Annotated in this window: 14 protein-coding genes; 13 read left to right on the top strand and 1 reads right to left on the bottom strand. The window is 69.4% G+C overall.

All coding sequences use genetic code 11. The features are described 5' to 3' along the window. Positions 1-94 precede the first annotated feature (94 nt). From ACZF5Y_RS16305 to ACZF5Y_RS16290, 4 genes are all read left to right on the top strand, one after another. Entirely contained in the window at positions 95-1,135 is a 1,041-nt protein-coding gene (locus tag ACZF5Y_RS16305) for a LacI family DNA-binding transcriptional regulator (protein ID WP_497533722.1), read from the top strand. A gap of 310 nt (positions 1,136-1,445) precedes the next feature. Beyond that, entirely contained in the window at positions 1,446-2,459 is a 1,014-nt protein-coding gene (gene iolG, locus ACZF5Y_RS16300) for an inositol 2-dehydrogenase (protein ID WP_497533721.1), read from the top strand. 29 nt (positions 2,460-2,488) lie between these two features. Then, positions 2,489-3,277: a TIM barrel protein gene (locus ACZF5Y_RS16295; RefSeq protein WP_497533720.1), complete on the top strand. Its 789-nt coding sequence runs from the start codon at positions 2,489-2,491 to the stop codon at positions 3,275-3,277. 90 nt (positions 3,278-3,367) lie between these two features. Then, positions 3,368-4,432: a LacI family DNA-binding transcriptional regulator gene (locus ACZF5Y_RS16290; RefSeq protein WP_497533719.1), complete on the top strand. Its 1,065-nt coding sequence runs from the start codon at positions 3,368-3,370 to the stop codon at positions 4,430-4,432. A gap of 13 nt (positions 4,433-4,445) precedes the next feature. Here the strand turns inward: ACZF5Y_RS16290 and ACZF5Y_RS16285 are convergent, their stop codons facing one another. Further along, positions 4,446-5,489 (bottom strand): LacI family DNA-binding transcriptional regulator, encoded by a 1,044-nt coding sequence (locus ACZF5Y_RS16285; RefSeq protein ID WP_497533718.1) that lies wholly within the window; start codon positions 5,487-5,489, stop codon positions 4,446-4,448. A gap of 441 nt (positions 5,490-5,930) precedes the next feature. On the opposite strand from ACZF5Y_RS16285, the gene ACZF5Y_RS16280 reads away from it, so the two are divergent. From ACZF5Y_RS16280 to ACZF5Y_RS16240, 9 genes are all read left to right on the top strand, one after another. Continuing rightward, positions 5,931-7,502 (top strand): aldehyde dehydrogenase family protein, encoded by a 1,572-nt coding sequence (locus tag ACZF5Y_RS16280; protein WP_497533717.1) that lies wholly within the window; start codon positions 5,931-5,933, stop codon positions 7,500-7,502. A gap of 168 nt (positions 7,503-7,670) precedes the next feature. Continuing rightward, complete coding sequence (iolD, locus tag ACZF5Y_RS16275; protein WP_497533716.1) at positions 7,671-9,620, top strand: 3D-(3,5/4)-trihydroxycyclohexane-1,2-dione acylhydrolase (decyclizing); 1,950 nt, start codon at positions 7,671-7,673, stop codon at positions 9,618-9,620. Next, positions 9,617-10,465, top strand: coding sequence for an HpcH/HpaI aldolase family protein (locus tag ACZF5Y_RS16270; protein WP_497533715.1), 849 nt, complete (start codon positions 9,617-9,619; stop codon positions 10,463-10,465). Before iolD ends, ACZF5Y_RS16270 begins: the two co-directional genes overlap by 4 nt. After that, positions 10,462-11,433 (top strand): 2-hydroxyacid dehydrogenase, encoded by a 972-nt coding sequence (locus ACZF5Y_RS16265; RefSeq protein WP_497533714.1) that lies wholly within the window; start codon positions 10,462-10,464, stop codon positions 11,431-11,433. The genes ACZF5Y_RS16270 and ACZF5Y_RS16265 overlap by 4 nt, the downstream gene beginning before the upstream one ends. Before the next feature lie 79 nt (positions 11,434-11,512). Beyond that, entirely contained in the window at positions 11,513-12,523 is a 1,011-nt protein-coding gene (locus ACZF5Y_RS16260) for a sugar ABC transporter substrate-binding protein (RefSeq protein WP_497533713.1), read from the top strand. Between the two features lie 29 nt (positions 12,524-12,552). Then, complete coding sequence (locus ACZF5Y_RS16255) at positions 12,553-13,599, top strand: ABC transporter permease (protein ID WP_497533555.1); 1,047 nt, start codon at positions 12,553-12,555, stop codon at positions 13,597-13,599. After that, positions 13,596-14,570: an ATP-binding cassette domain-containing protein gene (locus ACZF5Y_RS16250; RefSeq protein ID WP_497533712.1), complete on the top strand. Its 975-nt coding sequence runs from the start codon at positions 13,596-13,598 to the stop codon at positions 14,568-14,570. Before ACZF5Y_RS16255 ends, ACZF5Y_RS16250 begins: the two co-directional genes overlap by 4 nt. Positions 14,571-14,737: 167 nt before the next feature. Continuing rightward, entirely contained in the window at positions 14,738-15,952 is a 1,215-nt protein-coding gene (locus ACZF5Y_RS16245) for an MFS transporter (protein WP_497533711.1), read from the top strand. A 372-nt stretch (positions 15,953-16,324) separates the two neighbouring features. After that, positions 16,325-17,545, top strand: a complete 1,221-nt coding sequence (locus ACZF5Y_RS16240) for a Gfo/Idh/MocA family protein (RefSeq protein ID WP_497533710.1) — start codon at positions 16,325-16,327, stop codon at positions 17,543-17,545. Positions 17,546-17,600: the final 55 nt, after the last annotated feature.

Raw genomic sequence — 17,600 nt, 5'->3', positions numbered from 1 at the left:
GGCAGCGCACGTATGCAGGGCACCGCCTCTCGGGGGCTCCTGGCCCGCCCGCGGCGCGCTCCAAACGACTGCACCCCGACTGAAAGGCGCTCGCATGCGACGTCCGACGATCTACGACGTCGCCGAGCGCGCCGGGGTATCGAAGTCGCTCGTCTCGCTGGTGCTGCGCGATTCCCCGAAGGTGAGCGACGAGAAGCGGTCGGCCGTGCTCGCAGCGGTGGCCGAGCTCGACTACACGCCGAGTCGCCTGGCAGCGGGCCTGGCCGGCACGCGGACCCGCAGTATCGGCGTCGTCATCGACGACTTCGCCAACCTGTGGTTCGTCGAGGCGCTGGCCGGGCTGCGAGCAGCGCTTGAGCCTGGCGGGTACGCGCTCAGTGTGGCCGATGCGCGGCTCAACGCTCACCTCGGCGTCGACCCGATCGATGCCTTCCGCGCGCTCCGCGTCGACGGCATCGTGCTCGCCGGTGAGGCCAGTGCCGCGGCGGTTGCGCGGGCCGGCGTGCCCGCGGTGATCCTCGGCACTCGTGCGCTCGAGGCGCCCGAACTGCCCGTCATTGCGAGTGACGAGGTCGAAGGGGGGCGACTGGCGACCCTGCATCTGCTCGAGCTCGGACATCGGCGCATCGCCTGCGTCAGTGGCCCGGGTGCCAGCGCCGCCGCGCGAGAGCGGGGGTACCGGGAGGCGATGGCGCAGGGCGGCCACGCGGTGCACGTGGTCACGGCGACTGAGACCTCGGAGCGCGAGGCCCGTGATGCAGCCGTCGAACTGTTCACTGCCCGGCGGCGTGATGGCGCGACCGGCGCTGATGCCCCCACCGCCGTCTTCGCGGTCAACGATCCGATGGCGGTCGGTGTGATGGGAGCCGCCTACGATGCCGGGCTTGTGGTGCCGGAAGACCTCTCGGTGATCGGATACGACGACTCGCCGCTCGCGGCATACGGCATCGTGGCTCTGTCGACGATGAGCGGCGATCCGCGCGAGCTCGGTGAAGCCGCTGGCGAGGTGCTGCTTGCAGAACTCGGGGTGGGCAGAACGGGTCGGGGCGGCTCTGCGGCATCGGGTGCCGGATCGCGCATCTTCGCCCCCCAGCTCGTGATTCGGGCCTCGACCGCCGCAGTCGCCCGCGAGTAGGGTGAGATTCCGCTGCCGCTCCGGTCATGTGGGGGCTTTCGATGGTGTGGTCAACAAGCTCGCGGACATCGACCTGGCGGTGCTTCCAGGGTTCATCGCCGTTGCCTGGCTCGCGGCGACGACCCCTTGCCCGGGCGACCGCAGATCTCGCCGATGACGTGACCGTGACGCGCCCATGACGCTGCGGTTTCGCGGCCGCGGTTGAGGCGCTACACTCGCTTTGTCACATCAAATTAGCTCGTGCTAGTACCTGGCGCCCGACACCCGACGCCGACGCAGGGCCAGCACCCCATCGCAAGGGACCACCGCAATGACGCAGACCCCCGTTCGCTTCGGACTCATCGGCACCGGCCGCATCGGCCAGGTGCACGCAGCCAGCATCGCAGCGTCGCCGAACGCCACGCTCGCGTGGGTCGCCGACCCGTTCGTCGACGGCGCACGCAGCATCGCCGAACGCTACAGCGCCACTGCCACCGAGTCGGCCGAGGCGCTGATCGCCTCGGGTGAGATCGACGCGGTGCTCATCGCCTCTCCGACCCCCACGCACGTCGATCTCATCGAGGCCTCGGTGCGCGCGGGCCTGCCGGTGCTCTGCGAGAAGCCGATCGACCTCGACATCGCGCGCGTCGACGCCCTCAGCCCGCTCGTTGCCGAAGCCGGCGTGCCGGTCGCGCTCGGCTTCAACCGCCGCTTCGACCCGAACCACGGCGCCGCTCGCGCGCGGGTGTACGCCGGCGAGATCGGCAATCTGGAGCAGCTGATCATCATCAGCCGCGATCCCGCAGCCCCGCCCGCCGACTACGTCGGCATCTCGGGCGGCATCTTCCGCGACATGACCATTCACGACTTCGACATGGCGCGCTTCTTCGCCGGCGACGACGCGATCGTCTCGGTCACGGCAACCGGCACGCGCACCTTCGACCCGGGCGCCCGCGAACACGGCGACTTCGACACCGCTGTTGCGACGTTGCGCACGCAGAGCGGCGCCGTCATCACCATCGTGAACTCGCGCCACAGCGCGGTCGGCTACGACCAGCGCATCGAGGCGTTCGGTGCGCGCGGCATGCTGCAGGTCGGCAACCCGCAGACCAACACGGTGGTGGTGTCGACGGCCGACGCGGTCGAGGCTCGGCCCGCGTACCCCGAGTTCTTCTTGGAGCGCTACGCCGAGGCGTACTCCGCCGAGCTCGAAGAGTTCGTGCGGCTCGTGCGCGGAGAAGCGTCGACCAGCCCGACCTTCGCCGACGGGCGGGCCGCGCTGATCCTCGCCGATGCCGCGCAGCGATCCGCCGAAACCGGCGTCGCGGTCGCGGTCGAGCTCTGAACGCCACGGTTCGAGCGCAGGATCGCCGCATGACCTATCGCCTCGCCGCGTGCGCAGAAATGCTCTTCGTCGACCTTCCGTTCGTGGAGCGCGTGCAGCGCATCCACGAGCGCGGGCTGCTCGTAGAGATCTGGGACTGGAGCACGAAAGACCTCGCGGCGCTCGCCGCCACCGGAGCCGAGTTCTCATCGATGACGGGGTATCTGCGCGGAGACCTGACCACCGCCGACGGCCGTCGCGAATTGCTCGCCACCGCGCGTGAATCGCTCGCGGCCGCAGAGATCATCGACTCGCCGCGCCTGAACCTGCACGGAACCGGCCTGGGCGAGGGCGGCCTGCCGGTCGTGCCGCACGAGTACGTGACCGGCGCCGACTGGGTGCACGCGGCCGAGACGCTGCGTCAGGTCGCCGAACTCGGCAGGGCGGCCGGGCGCACCTTCGTGCTCGAAAACCTCAACCTCGCGGTTGACCACCCGGGCACCCCGTTCGCCCGTGCCGCCGACACGCTCGCGCTCGTGCGGGCGGTCGACCACCCCAACCTGCGCCTGAACCTCGACCTCTATCACGCGCAGATCGGTGAGGGGAACCTCGTCGAACTGGTGCGGGAGGCGCAGCCCTGGATCGGCGAGATCCAGGTCGCCGACGTACCGGGGCGCTGCGAGCCGGGCACGGGCGAGATTCGCTACGAAGCCGTGGCTCGGGCACTCCGCGACCTCGGATACGACGGGGTGATCGGCATGGAGGCCTGGGCGAGCGGCGATCCCGAGGCCGCTCTCGACGCGTTCACCGCCGCGTTCGGTGCGGGTGGCGCCGCGTAGGCGATCCGGCACCGCGGTCACCCTCGCGACCTTCAGCACGACCCTCCTCGCCACCCGACCCCTAAGATGAACGGGACGCGAGGAGGGTCGATGACTGAGCAGACGAGGGCACCCGAGAGCGGCCCGACCGCACCTGCGCGCCCGCCGACGATTCGCGACGTCGCCCGTGTCGCGGGCGTCTCGAAGTCGCTCGTCTCGCTCGTGTTCACCGGCGGCGACAACGTCAGCGAGGAGCGTCGACTGCGCGTGCTGCACGCCGCCGCGCAGCTCGGCTACCGCCCCAACCTCGTTGCCCAGTCACTCTCGTCAGGGCGCCGCGACATCGTCGCGATTCTCGTCTCGAACCTGCACAATCCGCTCTTCGCCGAGATCGTGGGTGCCGCGAAGGCGCGGCTCGCCGAGGCGGGGAAACGCACGATGATCGTGAGCGCGCAGGTCGACGACGGCGCGGGTGGCACGGTACTGGATCGCGACAACCTCGACGTGCTCCGCGATCTGCGCCCGTCGGGCCTCATCACCGTCGGCACCATTCCCGAGTTCACCGAACTGGCCGGGCTCACCGCCGCGATGCCCACCGTCGTGGCCAGCGCGATCGACGCCACTGCCGACGTTGTCGCGACCGTGCGCACCGACGATGTGGCGGGGCTCGACCTCGTCGTCGACCACCTCGTCGGTCAGGGCGTCTCGCGCATCGCGTTCATCGGCGGCGACGGCGGCACCGTGTCGGCCTCGCGCGAAGCGGCGTTTCGCGCCGCGGTCGAGCGCCGTGAGTTCGGTGCGCGCGCCTGGGTCGAGCGCGCCGACTTCACCGAGGCGGGCGCGCGCCGGGCGGTGGAGCGACTGCTCGCCGCCGACCACCTGCCCGAGGCGATCATCGCGGTCAACGACCTCACCGCGATCGGCGTCATCACGGCACTCGAAGCGGCCGGCATTGCGGTGCCGAGCGGGTGCCGCGTCGCCGGCTACGACGACACGACACTCTCGGCGATCCCGCGCATCTCGCTCACCAGCGTCGACCCTGACAACCGTCGCATCGGGCGCGAAGCGGCGGAGGCGCTGCTCGATGCGCTGGAGGCTGCGGTGTCGGGCGAGGCATCGGCGACCGCGGGTGAAATCCTGATTCCGCCGACGCTCGTGGTGCGCGCCTCGGCGTGAGTGCGACGACGCGCTAATGCCCGCGCGGTGCCGCGGTGCTCGCCCGCACCGTCAGCGTCGGCGATACCTGGTGGATCGCGGGTGCCCCGCCTGGCGCAGTGAGCCTGGCATGCACCGTCTCGATGGCCAACTGCGCCATACGATCGGTGTCTGCGCGCACCGAGGTGAGATCTATATGCGGCAGCGCGGCAGCCGTACTGTCGTCGAATCCGATGATCGAAACGTCGTCTGGCACTCGAACTCCCGCCCGCACCAGAGAATGCATGACCCCGATCGCACAATGATCATTCACGCAGACGAGAGCAGTCGGGCGTGGGGCAGCCGGCGATACCGACAGCAGCGCCTGGGCGGCTCGGTGCCCGCCGAGTTCTGACTGGTCGCTGTCGATCACGCGCGCCTCCAGACCCGCCGCCGCCATCACCGACTCGTAGGCGTGCAGCCGCGACGCAGAGTTGGGGCCGGTCTCCGACCCCACGTACGCAATCGCGGTGTGTCCTTGCGCGATGAGATGGTCGATGGCAAGTGCGATCCCGCGCTCATTTTCGACATCGACACGGTCGTGGGGTTCGGGTGAGGTCGGCCCGCCGAGCAGCAGCGTGGGGATTCCGGGCGGCAGATCGGTGAGCACGTTCGTGCGCGAACTCGCACTCCTGTCGATGCCGGCTCCCGAGTCGAGCACGATGAGCGCTTCGATGCGCTGACGCATCAGCCCCGCGAGTGCGGGCTCGAGGTCGCGGTGCTCGCCCATGGTGCCCAACGCCAGGGTGTAACCGTGTTGCGCGGCGTGGCGGTACAGCGCGTCGACGAGGTCGACCTCGAACGGCTGGCGCATCGTGAAGAGCACACCGAGTTGCCCGCTGCGGCGACGGCGCAGCATTCGGGCGGAGTCGTCGGGGTGGTAGCCGATCTCGCGGGCGGCAGCCAGGATGCGCTCGCGCGACGCCTCACTGGCGCCCGGAGCACCGCGAAGCACGATCGAGACGAGCTGCCGCGACATGCCGACGCGCTCGGCGACATCGCGCATGGTGGGGCGGGAGGCCGGCTCAGGGGTGCTCACGCTCCCATGGTGCCATGCGCGGGTGGTTGCCCGCCGCCCTTCTGCCTTGGGGCCCTCCTGCCCTTGCGGCCCTCCAGCCTCTGCGGCCCGTCATTCCTCAGCCGAACGCTCCCTTTCTCGCCGAGGGCTGTCTTTGTGTGCGTGCAGATCGGAGGGTCTCGGCGAAAAAGGGGGCGTTCGGCGTATGATGCGCCGGCCGCGAGTGACCTCCGTGGCCCGCGAGTGACCGCCGCGGTCGCGAATTACCGCCGGGGTCGTGAGTCACCGCCGCGGTCGCGCATGGCGACGGTGATTCGCGAGGTGGGAGGTGGCTCGCGGAGTGCCGTCGTCCGCGCCAAGCGCGGCACCGCCCCGAAACATGCGCTTGACCTCCGCGAAACGTTGTGCGTACAATTTGGACCGGTCCAAATCAAAGATGAAGCGGCACGATGAGAGGCGATCATGGGCGATCAGACAGTACCGGCGGGCAGCGCGCAGGCAGTCCGAGCAGAGGCAGCACCGGCGGGCACGGCGCCCCAGACGGGCACGACACTCGCGGCCGGCTCCGCGCACCAGCCCAGCACCTCGCACGAGACGCACACCACCCGCAGCTACGGACTGCTGCTCGGCGGCGAGTGGCGCGAAGCGCGCGACGGCAAGCGCGCGGCGATCCGGAGCCCGTTCGACGGCAGCATCGTGGGCGAGGTGGCCCTCGCCACGGCGCAAGACGCTGACGACGCCATCGAAGCTGCAGCAAGAGGCGCAGCCCAGTGGCGGCGCACGCCGGCGCATGAACGCGCGGCGATCCTGCTCCGTGCCGCGGCGCTCGCAGATGCCCGCACCGAAGAATTCGCGACGACCATCTCGCTCGAAAACGGCAAGCCGTTCGCCGAGGCGAAGGGCGAGGCCGGCCGTTCGGGCGCGCTGATCCGCCTCGCGGCACACGAGGGCACGCAGCTGTACGGCGACAGCCTGCCGCTTGACGCGAACCCCGGCACAGGCCAAGACAAGGTCGGTTTCACACTGCGCCAGCCCGTCGGCATCGTCGTTGCGATCACCCCGTTCAACTACCCCGCGTTGCTGGTGCTGCACAAGGTTGGCCCGGCCCTGGCCGCCGGCAACGCGGTCATTCTCAAGCCGGCGAGCGCCACCCCGCTCACGGCGCTCGCGCTCGCGAGCATCTTCGTCGAGGCGGGGGTGCCCGAGGGCGTGATCTCGGTGCTGACCGGCCCGGGCGGCCCGATCGGCGACGCGCTCGTGCGCGATCCGCGTGTGCGCAAGATCTCGTTCACGGGGTCGACCGGGGTGGGGGAGCGCATCGCGAGCCTCGCCGGCGTGAAGAAGCTCTCGCTCGAGCTGGGCGCTTCGTCGCCGACCGTCATCTTGCCCGGCGCCGACATTGAGAAAGCGGCGGCAGCCGTCGCCGCAGGCGGATACGTGAACGCCGGTCAGGTGTGCATCTCGGTGCAGCGCGTGATCGTGCACCGCGATGTCGAGGCCGACTTCCTCGACGCGTTGCGCCCGAAGGTCGAGGCGATTCGTATGGGTGATCCGCTCGCCGAGGGCACGACGCTGGGGCCGCTCGTCGCCGAGCGCGAAGCCGAGCGCGTCGCGCAGAGCATCGCCCGCGCGGTCGATGACGGCGCGACGCTGCTCACGGGCGGCGAGCGCGAGGGCGCCTTCGTGTCGCCCGCGATCGTCACGGGCGTCGACACCCGCCAGGCGTTCGCACAAGAAGAGCTCTTCGGCCCCGCCGTCGCCGTGACCACGGTCGACAGCTTCGACGCCGCCATCGACGCCGCGAACGGCACGCCGTACGGGCTCGCGGCGGGCGTCTTCGGCGGCACGCTCAGCGAGGGCGTGCGGGCGATGCGCGAGATCGACGCCGGCAGCGTGCACCTCGGCTGGACGCCGCTGTGGCGCGCCGACCTGATGCCCTACGGCGGGCTCAAGGCGAGCGGTTACGGCAAGGAGGGCGTGCGCTCGACCGTCGAGGAGATGACCGAGGTGAAGACCGTCATCATCCACGGCTAGCGGCGCGGGATCGGGGCCGCCGCACCGCATCACCCGCGACGGCCCAGTACCCGCCGATCCCCCAACCCGCCGAACCGCCACCCCACCAACCCGGCACCCGCACAATCAAGAACACCACAGATTCACCTACCGCATCACCCCACCCCGGCTCGCAAAGGAGCAGCACACATGGTCCAGGGAACCTCCGGTCAGACCGTCCGGCTCACGGTCGCGCAGGCGATCGTGCGATACATCGCATCGCAGTACTCGGTCGCCGACGGCGTGCGCCAGCGCTTCGTGCCCGCCGCGCTCGGCATCTTCGGCCACGGCAACGTTGCGGGCCTCGGCCAAGCGCTCGCCGAGCACGCGGATCGCCTGCCCTTCGTGCAGGGCCGCAACGAGCAGGCGCTCGGCCATCTCGCGACCGGTTTCGCGAAGGCGTCGAAGCGTCGCCGCACGCTCGCGGTCACCGCGTCGGTCGGCCCGGGCGCGACGAACCTCGTCACCGCCGCGGCGCTCGCGACGGTGAATCGCATTCCGCTGCTCCTGCTGCCGGGCGACACGTATGCGACCCGTCGACAGGGCCCCGTGCTGCAGCAGCTCGACCTGCCCGGCACCCCCGACGTGACCGCGAACGACACGTTCCGCCCCGTCTCGCGCTTCTTCGATCGCATCACCCGACCCGAGCAGCTGCTCACCGCGCTGCCGCAGGCGTTCCGCGTGCTGGCGAATCCCGAGGAGACGGGTGCCGTGGTGCTCGCGCTGCCGCAAGATGTGCAGTCGCACGCGTACGACTACCCCGTGGAGTTCTTCGCGGAGCGCGACTGGGTGATCCGCCGCCGCGTCCCCGATGTCGCCGAGGTCGCACAGGTTGCGGAGCTGATCCGCAGCGCCGATCGCCCGTTGATCATCGCGGGCGGCGGCGTGCACTACTCAGACGCGACCGCGGTGCTCACCGAACTCGGCACGCAGACGCACCTGCCCATCAGCGAGACCTTCGCGGGCAAGGGGGCGGTGACCGCCGACGGCCCCTGGAGCGTGTTCGGCATCGGGCTTGAGGGATCCCCCACCACCAACGGCCTAGCCGAGCGCGCCGACCTGATCGTGCACATCGGCACGCGCCTCACCGACTTTGCGACCGCCTCGCAGTCGATCTTCGCGAACCCCGACGTGCGCTTCGCGTCGATCAACGTCGTCGAGCACGACGCCGTGAAGCAGGGCGCGACCGCGGTGATCGCCGACGCGAAGCTCGCGCTCGAGGCGCTCGCCGCAGCGCTCGACGGGTACCGGGTGCCCGAGGCCTGGGGCGCCGACGTGGTCGCCGCGCGCGACGCCTGGCTGCCGGTGCGCGATGCGGCGCTCGACGCCGACACCCGCTTTCCGCGCGAGGAGCACCCCGAGCTGCCCGACACCGGCGCGACGCTCACGCAGGGGCAGCTCATCGGCTTGCTGCAGCAGCACGCGCGCCCCGGCGACACGATCGTCGCGGCGGCCGGCGGCCCTCCCGGCGACCTGCAGAAGGTGTGGGACGCGACCGAGGGGCGCCACGCGCACCTCGAGTTCGGGTTCTCATGCATGGGCTACGAACTGCCCGCCGCGATGGGCGTGCGCCTCGCCGACCCCGACCCCGAGCACCGCGTGACCGCGTTCATCGGTGACGGCACGTTCGTCATGATGCCGACCGAGATCGTCACGGCCGCGCAAGAGGGCATCCCCTTCACCGTCGTCATCTCCGAGAATCACGGCTACCAGGTGATCCGCCGCCTGCAGATGTGGCGCACGGGCGAGCACTTCGGCAACGAGTTCCGGTACCGCGAGGCGGGCGGATCGCTCGCCGGTGCCGACGCGGGCCGCCTCGAGGGCGACTACCTGCGCATCGACCTCGCGCAGATCGCCGCGGGCCTCGGCGCCGAGGTGCGCGCGGCCGAGACACCTGCCGAGGTGCGCGCTGCGCTCAATGAGACGCGCGGAGTGCGCGGCCCGGTCGTGATCGTCGTGCCCACGATTCCGCACGCCGACCTGCCGTCGTCGGAGGTGTGGTGGGATGTCTCGCCCGCCGAGGTCTGGGAACACGTCGATACGTCTGAGAAGCTCGTCGAGTACGGTGCGGGCCTGGCCGAACAGCGGTGGCACGGATGAGTGGGGCGCAGGTGAGCGGGGCGCAGCAGAGCGGCAAGCAGATCGGGGCAGGATCGAGCCCGCTCACTCCCGACTGGGCGCTCCGTGAGCGCTTTCTCGCCGGCGAGCCGACGGTCGGCACGTTCATCGGGCTCGGCTCGGTGACTGCGGCCGAGGTGTGCGCGTCGGCCGGTCTCGACTGGCTGCTCGTCGACCTCGAGCACGGCGGCGGCGACGAGCATCAGGTCGGTGCGATCGCGGCGGCAGCGGGCGGCTACGGGGTGGCGACGCTGGTGCGCATCGAGCAGCCGGATCGCATTCGCATCGGGCGCGTGCTCGACGCGGGCGCCGCCGGTGTCATGCTGCCGCGCATTTCGAGCGCGGCCGAGGCGGCAGACGCCCTGCGGCACCGGCTCTACCCGCCCGAGGGAGACCGCGGGGTGGCGAGCTACAACCGCGCTGCTCGTTGGGGTCGCGACTTCGGAGCCATCGACGCGGCGAACGACCGCGCGGTGGGAGTGGTGCAGATCGAGACCGCGGGCGCGATGCGCGAGCTCGACGCGATCGCCGCGCTCGACGGCGCCGACGTGCTCTTCATCGGACCGCAGGATCTGAGCTACGCGCTCGGCGTGCCGCGCCAGTACGACGCCCCGGTGTTCCAAGAGGCGCTCGACGCGGTGATCGCCGCCTGCCGCACGCATGGCAAAGTCGCCGGCATCTTGACCAATGACCGTGCCGGCGCCGAGGCCTACCTCGCCCGCGGGTTCGGCTTCGTGGCCATTGGTTCGGATGCGACGCTGCTCGCGGCGACGGTGCGCGGAGCGATCCCGAACGGGCTCGGAGTGGATCGCGAGGCGATCTCGTGAGTGCGAGTGCGAGTGTCGGCGCGGCCTCTCGTGCCGAGTCCGCGCGGGCCGACGCCGATCGACCCGTCGTCGTCGCGCTGGGCCCGGTGGCGCCCGAGCACGTGGTGCCGTATCTGCCCGACGACGCGATCTTCGTACCCGACCCGTCGGCGGGCGACCTGGCCATCGCCGAGGGAGCAATCGTGCGCGCCGCGTATCGGCTCGACCGTGCAGCGCTCGACCGCATGCCGAGGCTGCGGGTGATCGCGCGCACCGGCGTCGGGGTCGACCACGTCGACGTCGCCGCAGCGCACGAGCGCGGCATTCCGGTGGCGATCACCCCGGGCAGCAACAGTCGCGCGGTCGCTGAGGGGGCGTTCGCGATGATCGCGTCGCTCGTGAAGGGCCTCGGCGAATCGAATCGCTATGTTTCGGCGAACGAGTGGGGTCGCGAGCCGGTGCCGCCTGCCGGCGATCTGCACGGGCTCACGCTCGCGATCCTCGGCTACGGTCGCATCGGCCGCATCATCGCGGGGTTCGGTCGTGCGTTCGGCATGGAGATCGTGGTGCACGACCCGTTTGTGACGGCTGAGGACGCCGAGAATGTCTCGCTCGAAGACGCGGTGCGCCGGGCGGATGCCTTGACGCTGCACCTGCCCGGTGGCGGCGGGGAACTGCTGCCTCCGGCGATCCTGCGCACCGCGAAGCCGGGTCTGGTGCTCGTCAACTGTGCCCGCGCCGATCTCGTGTCGACCGAGACGCTGGTCGACGCACTCGACACCGGTGTGCTCGGCGGGGTGGGGCTCGATGTGTTCGCGGACGAGCCGGTGCGGGATCACCCGCTCGCCGGGCGCACCGACGTGCTGCTGAGTCCGCACACCTCTGGATTTTCCGCGGCCGCACTGCGCGCCACGGTGCGGATGGCGGCGGAGGCTGTGGGGGACACCCTTGCAGGTCGTTATCCAACCTTTACCGCAAGTGATGCTTGAATGCGGAAGTTACGGTACTGTAATCGCAAAGCATCAGCTTTGTAACGACATTAGTTCAATAACACGATGGAGTGAAACTATGTTGAAATCACGTTTCGGGCGTTGGTCGAAGTTCGGACTTGCCGGTATCGCAGCGGCGGGCGCCCTCATGCTCGCAGCCTGCGGATCGCCGGCAGGAGCGGGCGGCGCCGCAGCGGGTGGCGGCGGTGTGGAAGAGGACGAGATCAAGGTCGCCCTCATCACCCACGCAGCTCCGGGCGACACCTTCTGGGACACGATCCGCGCCGGCGCCGAGAACGCGGCAGAGCGCAACAACGTCGAGCTGCTCTACAGCTCGGATCCTGACGGAGCTCGCCAGGCGCAGCTCGTGCAGCAGGCAGTCGACCAGAAGGTCGACGGCATCGTCGTCACGCTGGCCAAGGCGGACGCCATGGCCGGCGAGGTCAAGAAGGCCGTTGACGCGGGCATTCCAGTCTTCAGCATCAACGCCGGTGAGAACGACTACAAGGATCTGGGCGTGCTGGCCCACTTCGGCCAGAACGAGTTCATCGCCGGTCAGGCCGCGGGCGAGCAGTTCAACGAAGCGGGTCTGAAGAAGGCCATCTGTGTCATCCAGGAGCAGGGCCACGTCGGCCTCGAAGCTCGCTGCGAGGGCCTCGCCGACACCTTCGAGGGCACCTCTGAGGTGCTGTACGTGCAGGGCACCGACATGACGAACGTCGCGTCGACCATCACGTCGAAGCTGCAGACCAACAAGGACATCGACGCCGTGCTCACCCTCGGTGCTCCCTTCGCGATGACCGCGCTGGATTCGATCAAGGACGCCGGATCGAGCGCAACGCTCGCCACCACCGACCTGAACGCTGACGTCTACAAGGGCATCAACGATGGCACGATCCTCTTCGGTATCGACCAGCAGCCATTTGTGCAGGGCTACTCCTCGGTCGAGGCCGTGCGCCTCTACAAGGAGGGCGGTTACGTGCTCGGTGGCGGCCAGGCCGTGCTGACCGGACCGACCGTCATCAACGCAGACAACGCATCGAGCGTCGCAGCCCAGTTCGAGGGCGGCGACGACGAGGCCGCAGAGTAACGAAAGGGTCGAACCGGAAGGTCGTATCCATGAGTACAGCAACAGCTCCTAAATTCGACGAGCGCGTCGCCTCGGGCAACCTGTTCACCAGGTTCTTCACCAAGCCCGAGGCGGGCGCCACCGCAGCCGCACTGGTCCTCGCGATCATGTTCGCCGTCGTCGCTCCGCAGTTCACCCAGCCCAGCTCGATCGCGACGATCCTCTACGGAGCGTCCACGGTCGGCATCATGGCGGTGGGCGTATCGCTCCTGATGATCGGCGGCGAGGTCGACCTGTCGGCAGGTGTCGGCGTCATCTCGGCAGCGCTCTCCTCGTCCCTGTTCATGTACTGGTTCGGGGGGAACGTCTGGGTCGGTGCGATTGTCGGCCTCGTGTTCTCGCTGCTGGTCGGTTTGCTGAACGGGTGGCTGTTGACGAAGACGAAGCTCTCGAGCTTCATCATCACTCTGGCGACCTTCTTCATGCTGACGGGGTTGAACCTCGGTGTCACTCGCGCGTTGACGGGCGGCGTCGCCGCTCCGTCGATCGCCGAGTGGCCCGGGTTCGCCTCGGCAGAGGCGGTCTTCGCTTCAGACATTCCGGTCTTCGGCGTCAACGTCAAGATCACGGTGTTCTACTGGATCATCCTCGTGCTCATGGCGACCTGGATTCTGCAGCGCACTCGCGTGGGTAACTGGATCTTCTCCTCGGGCGGCGCCCCGGATGCGGCACGCGCCGTGGGCGTGCCCGTCGTGAAGACGAAGATCGGCCTCTACATGGGCGTCAGCTTCTGCGCGTGGCTGCTGGGCATGCACCAGCTCTTCGCCTTCAAGACGGTGCAGTCGGGTGAGGGCATCGGCAACGAGTTCCTCTACATCATCGCGGCCGTCGTCGGCGGCTGCCTCATGACCGGCGGCTACGGTTCGGCGATCGGCGGCGCGATCGGCGCACTCATCTACGGCATGGCTCTCAAGGGTGTCGTGTACGCCGAGTGGAACCCGGACTGGCTGAAGTTCTTCCTCGGTGCAATGCTTCTGGGCGCGACCGTGCTGAACTTCACCCTGCAGCGTCGAGCCGCCCGAGGAGGGAAAAAGTGAACGCCACAGCAACCGAGACGGCAGTAGCGCCGTCGCAGGTCACGGGCCCGCTCGTCGAGCTCCGTGACGCCGAGAAGCGATACGGCAACATCATCGCCCTGCGCGATGTCAGCCTCAAGGTGGGCTCGGGCGAGGTGATGTGCGTGCTCGGCGACAACGGCGCCGGCAAGTCCACGCTCATCAAGATCATCGCCGGCCTGCATCAGCACACCGCCGGTGAGTACCTCGTCGAGGGCGACCCGGTGAAGTTCAACTCGCCGCGCGAGGCCCTGAACCGCGGCATCGCCACGGTGTACCAGGATCTCGCGGTCGCACCGCTCATGCCGGTGTGGCGCAACTTCTTCCTCGGCTCCGAGCAGACGAAGGGGTGGGGGCCGTTCAAGCGCCTCGACGTCGACTTCATGCGGAAGACGGCGAAGCAGGAGCTGCTCGACATGGGCATCGATCTGCGCGACGTCGACCAGCCGATCGGCACCCTCTCAGGTGGTGAGCGTCAGTGCGTCGCCATTGCTCGCGCGGTGTACTTCGGCGCGAAGGTGCTGATTCTCGATGAGCCGACCGCCGCCCTCGGCGTGAAGCAGTCGGGTGTCGTGCTCCGCTACATCATCCAGGCGCGCGACCGCGGTCTCGGCGTGATCTTCATCACGCACAACCCGCACCACGCGTACCCGGTCGGTGACCGATTCCTGCTGCTGAAGCGCGGCCAGAGCATCGGCTACCACGAGAAGTCAGACATCACGCTCGAAGAGCTGACCGGTCTGATGGCCGGTGGCGCCGAGCTCGAGCAGCTCGTGCACGAGCTGCGCAACGTCGGCACCTCGACCGATACCGTGCGCACCATCCGCGACGAGATCCAGGAAGACTCCGCAGCCGGAGTTGGCCGGGTGAGCGTCACGGAAGCCGTCAGCGTGATCCCCGGCGAGTACGAGGATGACGAAGACGACGAGGGTGATGGCGGAACGCGCCGCTGAGCTATACCGCGTAACACCGCTGAGCCGCACTTCCGAGTGACCGCGCTCATCACGAGTGACCGCCCCGAGACATTCTTGGGGCGGTCACTCGGTGTATAAGGGGGTACTCATGGTGCAGGCGGCGGCCCGCGGCCCGCGGTCGGAAATGCCGAAGTGAGGAGTCGCGAATGCACGCGAACCGTGTGAGCGGGCCCGGTCGTATCGGGGCCGTGGTGCTGATCGCCGCGCTGGTGAGCGGCGGGTTCGGGATCGGTGTCAGCGAATTCATCGTGATGGGCCTGTTGCCGCGCATCGCGAGCGACCTGCTGCCTGAGACATTCGCCGAGCACCCGGATGCGTCGCTCGGGGCGACCGGCGGGCTCGCGTCGGCGTACGCACTCGGCGTGGTCGTCGGCATGCTGGTGACTCCGCTGCTCATTCGGCGACTCTCGGAGCGCGGTGCGCTGCTCGCCTGTGCCGGCAGCATGCTGTTCTGGACCGTGCTCACCGCTCTCGCCCCGACGCTCGGCATCGCGCTGGTGCTGCGCTTTCTCGCTGCGCTCACCCATGCGAGCTTCATCGGTGTCGGGGCGATGGCGACGGCGCACCTGCTCGGGTCGCAGAAGTACGGGCGGGGCGCCGCGATTGTGCACGGTGGGCTCGCGGTGGCGACCCTGCTCGGGGTGCCCGTGCTGACGGCGTTCGGCGAGTTCGCGTCGTGGCGACTCGTGATCGGGGCGTGCGCCGTGCTGTTCGGGGTGCCGGTGGTCGCACTGCTGATCGTGCCGCTCGCGCCGGCGCCGCTCGCCGCGGGTGGATCGGGCGCTTCGGTGGGTGGGAGACGATTCGGCGGTCGCCGGTTGTGGTTCACCGCGACCGCGGCGGTGCTTGTCGCGTCGGGTGGATTCGCCGTAGTGACGTACGTTGCACCGGTGGTCGCCGAGGTGCAGGGCGATCGGGTGATCCTGACCCCAGCGCTCGCGATGCTGGCATTCGGTGTCGGTATGAACCTCGGCAACTTCGGGGCCGGGTGGGTGGCGGATCGCGCGGCCGCCCCCACCTTCCTCGCCGTGGCGCTGATCGGCGTCGCCGGTGGAGCCCTGCTGCTGGTGCCCGGGGTCGGCGCGGTCGGGGCAGCTGCGGGTGTGCTGCTCATCGGCGTGCTGCTGGGTGGGGGCAGCCCGGCCGCGCAGGTGCTGTTCCTCGACGAGCTGCGGCGCTTTCCGCGCCTCGCCTCGTCGATGCCGTCGGGCACCGCGAACCTCGGCAGCTTCATCGGCTCGCTCGCCGGTGCCGGCCTGCTTGCCGGATTCGGCGCAGCATGGCTGCCGGTCGGCACGCTCGTGCTCGCGGGGCTTGGCCTGCTGGTGTTCGTGCTGCGGGGCGTGTCGCTGGCACGTTGAACGATTCGGTCGGTCCGGCGTGAGTGTGAGGGTTATGCGTGAATGTGAGCCGGATTTCGCCTCACACTCACGGTTTCGCCTCACACTCACGGTCTCGCCTCACACTCACGGTTTCGTCCCACGCTCACGATGGGGCGGGGCGGAGCGAGCCATAGTCTGGGCCGGCTGACGAGCGCGGTCGGCGGGCAAGGCGCAGGATCGGCCGCGCGCCGCATTGACATCCGTTCTCCCATGTACGTACAATTTGGACCGGTCCATTTCCATTGGATTCCGCGCGGATTTCCGGGCGAATTCGAGAGGGGCCACGTTGTGAGCAACACATCAGACATCGAGCAACGGTGCTCAGCACCATGAAGACGGAAGCGAACGACTATGCGGACTCTTGCAGACGGCACGACCGAAATCGGCGTCGGCCTCATCAGCGTCGGGTGGATGGGCCAGCTGCACAGCCGCGCGTACGCCAACCTGAAGTACGCCTACGCTGACCTGGGCATCAAGCCGCGTCTAGTGCACGCCGCCGATCCGGCGCCCGCCCGCGCTGAAGAGGCCGTGCAGGTGCTCGGCTACGAGCGCGCCTCGGCCGACTACCACGAGGTCTTGAACGACCCCGAGGTCGACGTCGTATCGATCTGCGCGCCCAACTTCTTGCACGCCGAAATCGGCATCGCAGCGGCAAAGGCCGGCAAGCACTTCTGGATCGAGAAGCCCGTCGGCCGCGGCGAGCACGAGACCCGCGAGGTGGCCGAGGCAGCCGCAGACGCGGGCGTCGTCAGCTCGATCGGCTTCAACTACCGCCACGCGCCCGCCATCGAGTACCTCCGCGAACTGGTGCTCGAGGGCAAGCTTGGCCGCATCACGAACGTGCGCGGCCAGATGTTTGCCGACTACTCGTCCGACCCCCGCGGCGCCCTCTCGTGGCGCTTCGTGCGCGGCCTCGCCGGCAACGGCGTGCTGGGCGATCTCATGGGCCACCTCGTCGACCTCGTGCAGTACACGCTCGGCCCGATCGGCGAGGTCAGCGCGGTCACGTCGACCGTCTACACCGAGCGCCCTGAGCTGCCCATGGGCACCGGAACGCACTTCGCGGTGATCGAGGACGGGGTGATGAAGCCGGTCGAGAACGAGGACTACGCCGGCATGCTCGTGCGTCTTTCAGACGATGCGGCTGCGGCCGGCGCCGTCGGCACGCTCGAGGCTTCGCGCGTCTCGGTGGGCCCGCGCGCCAGCTACGGCATCGAGGTCTACGGCACCGAGGGCTCGGCGCACTGGGACTTCGAGCGCATGAACGAGCTGCACCTCTCGGGCGGCCTCGGCGCAGAGAACCAGGGGTACACCCGCGTCATGGCGCGCCCCGGCATGGGCGACTTCGGTCGCTTCCAGCCCGGTTCCGGCACCTCGATGGGCTACGACGACCTGAAAGTCGTCGAGGCCAAGAAGTTCTTGCAGGCCGTGCTCGGCCGCGAGGCGCTGAACTCGAACATCCAAGACGCGCTGTCGGCGGCGCAGGTCGTCACCGCGGCCGAGCGCTCGGCCGAGTCGCGCGCCTGGGAGTCCAGCGCACCCGTCGCCGGCACCACGGCCGCCGGCGCCTGAGCCGAAGCGCTCGATCACCTCCAACACCACCATTTGAATCGACGAAGGAGTCGCC

This window comes from Leucobacter sp. WKLB1, assembly GCF_059696215.1.
The sequence above is the reverse complement of the archived record's forward strand: the minus strand, read 5'-3'. Positions and strand labels throughout refer to the sequence as shown.

Excerpts from the sequence above, each read along its gene's own strand:
- ACZF5Y_RS16305 (WP_497533722.1), top strand. The coding sequence starts at position 95 with ATGCGACGTCCGACGATCTACGACGTCGCCGAGCGCGCCGGGGTATCG.
- iolG (WP_497533721.1), top strand. The coding sequence starts at position 1,446 with ATGACGCAGACCCCCGTTCGCTTCGGACTCATCGGCACCGGCCGCATC.
- ACZF5Y_RS16295 (WP_497533720.1), top strand. The coding sequence starts at position 2,489 with ATGACCTATCGCCTCGCCGCGTGCGCAGAAATGCTCTTCGTCGACCTT.
- ACZF5Y_RS16290 (WP_497533719.1), top strand. The coding sequence starts at position 3,368 with ATGACTGAGCAGACGAGGGCACCCGAGAGCGGCCCGACCGCACCTGCG.
- ACZF5Y_RS16280 (WP_497533717.1), top strand. The coding sequence starts at position 5,931 with ATGGGCGATCAGACAGTACCGGCGGGCAGCGCGCAGGCAGTCCGAGCA.
- iolD (WP_497533716.1), top strand. The coding sequence starts at position 7,671 with ATGGTCCAGGGAACCTCCGGTCAGACCGTCCGGCTCACGGTCGCGCAG.
- ACZF5Y_RS16270 (WP_497533715.1), top strand. The coding sequence starts at position 9,617 with ATGAGTGGGGCGCAGGTGAGCGGGGCGCAGCAGAGCGGCAAGCAGATC.
- ACZF5Y_RS16260 (WP_497533713.1), top strand. The coding sequence starts at position 11,513 with ATGTTGAAATCACGTTTCGGGCGTTGGTCGAAGTTCGGACTTGCCGGT.
- ACZF5Y_RS16255 (WP_497533555.1), top strand. The coding sequence starts at position 12,553 with ATGAGTACAGCAACAGCTCCTAAATTCGACGAGCGCGTCGCCTCGGGC.
- ACZF5Y_RS16245 (WP_497533711.1), top strand. The coding sequence starts at position 14,738 with ATGCACGCGAACCGTGTGAGCGGGCCCGGTCGTATCGGGGCCGTGGTG.
- ACZF5Y_RS16240 (WP_497533710.1), top strand. The coding sequence starts at position 16,325 with ATGCGGACTCTTGCAGACGGCACGACCGAAATCGGCGTCGGCCTCATC.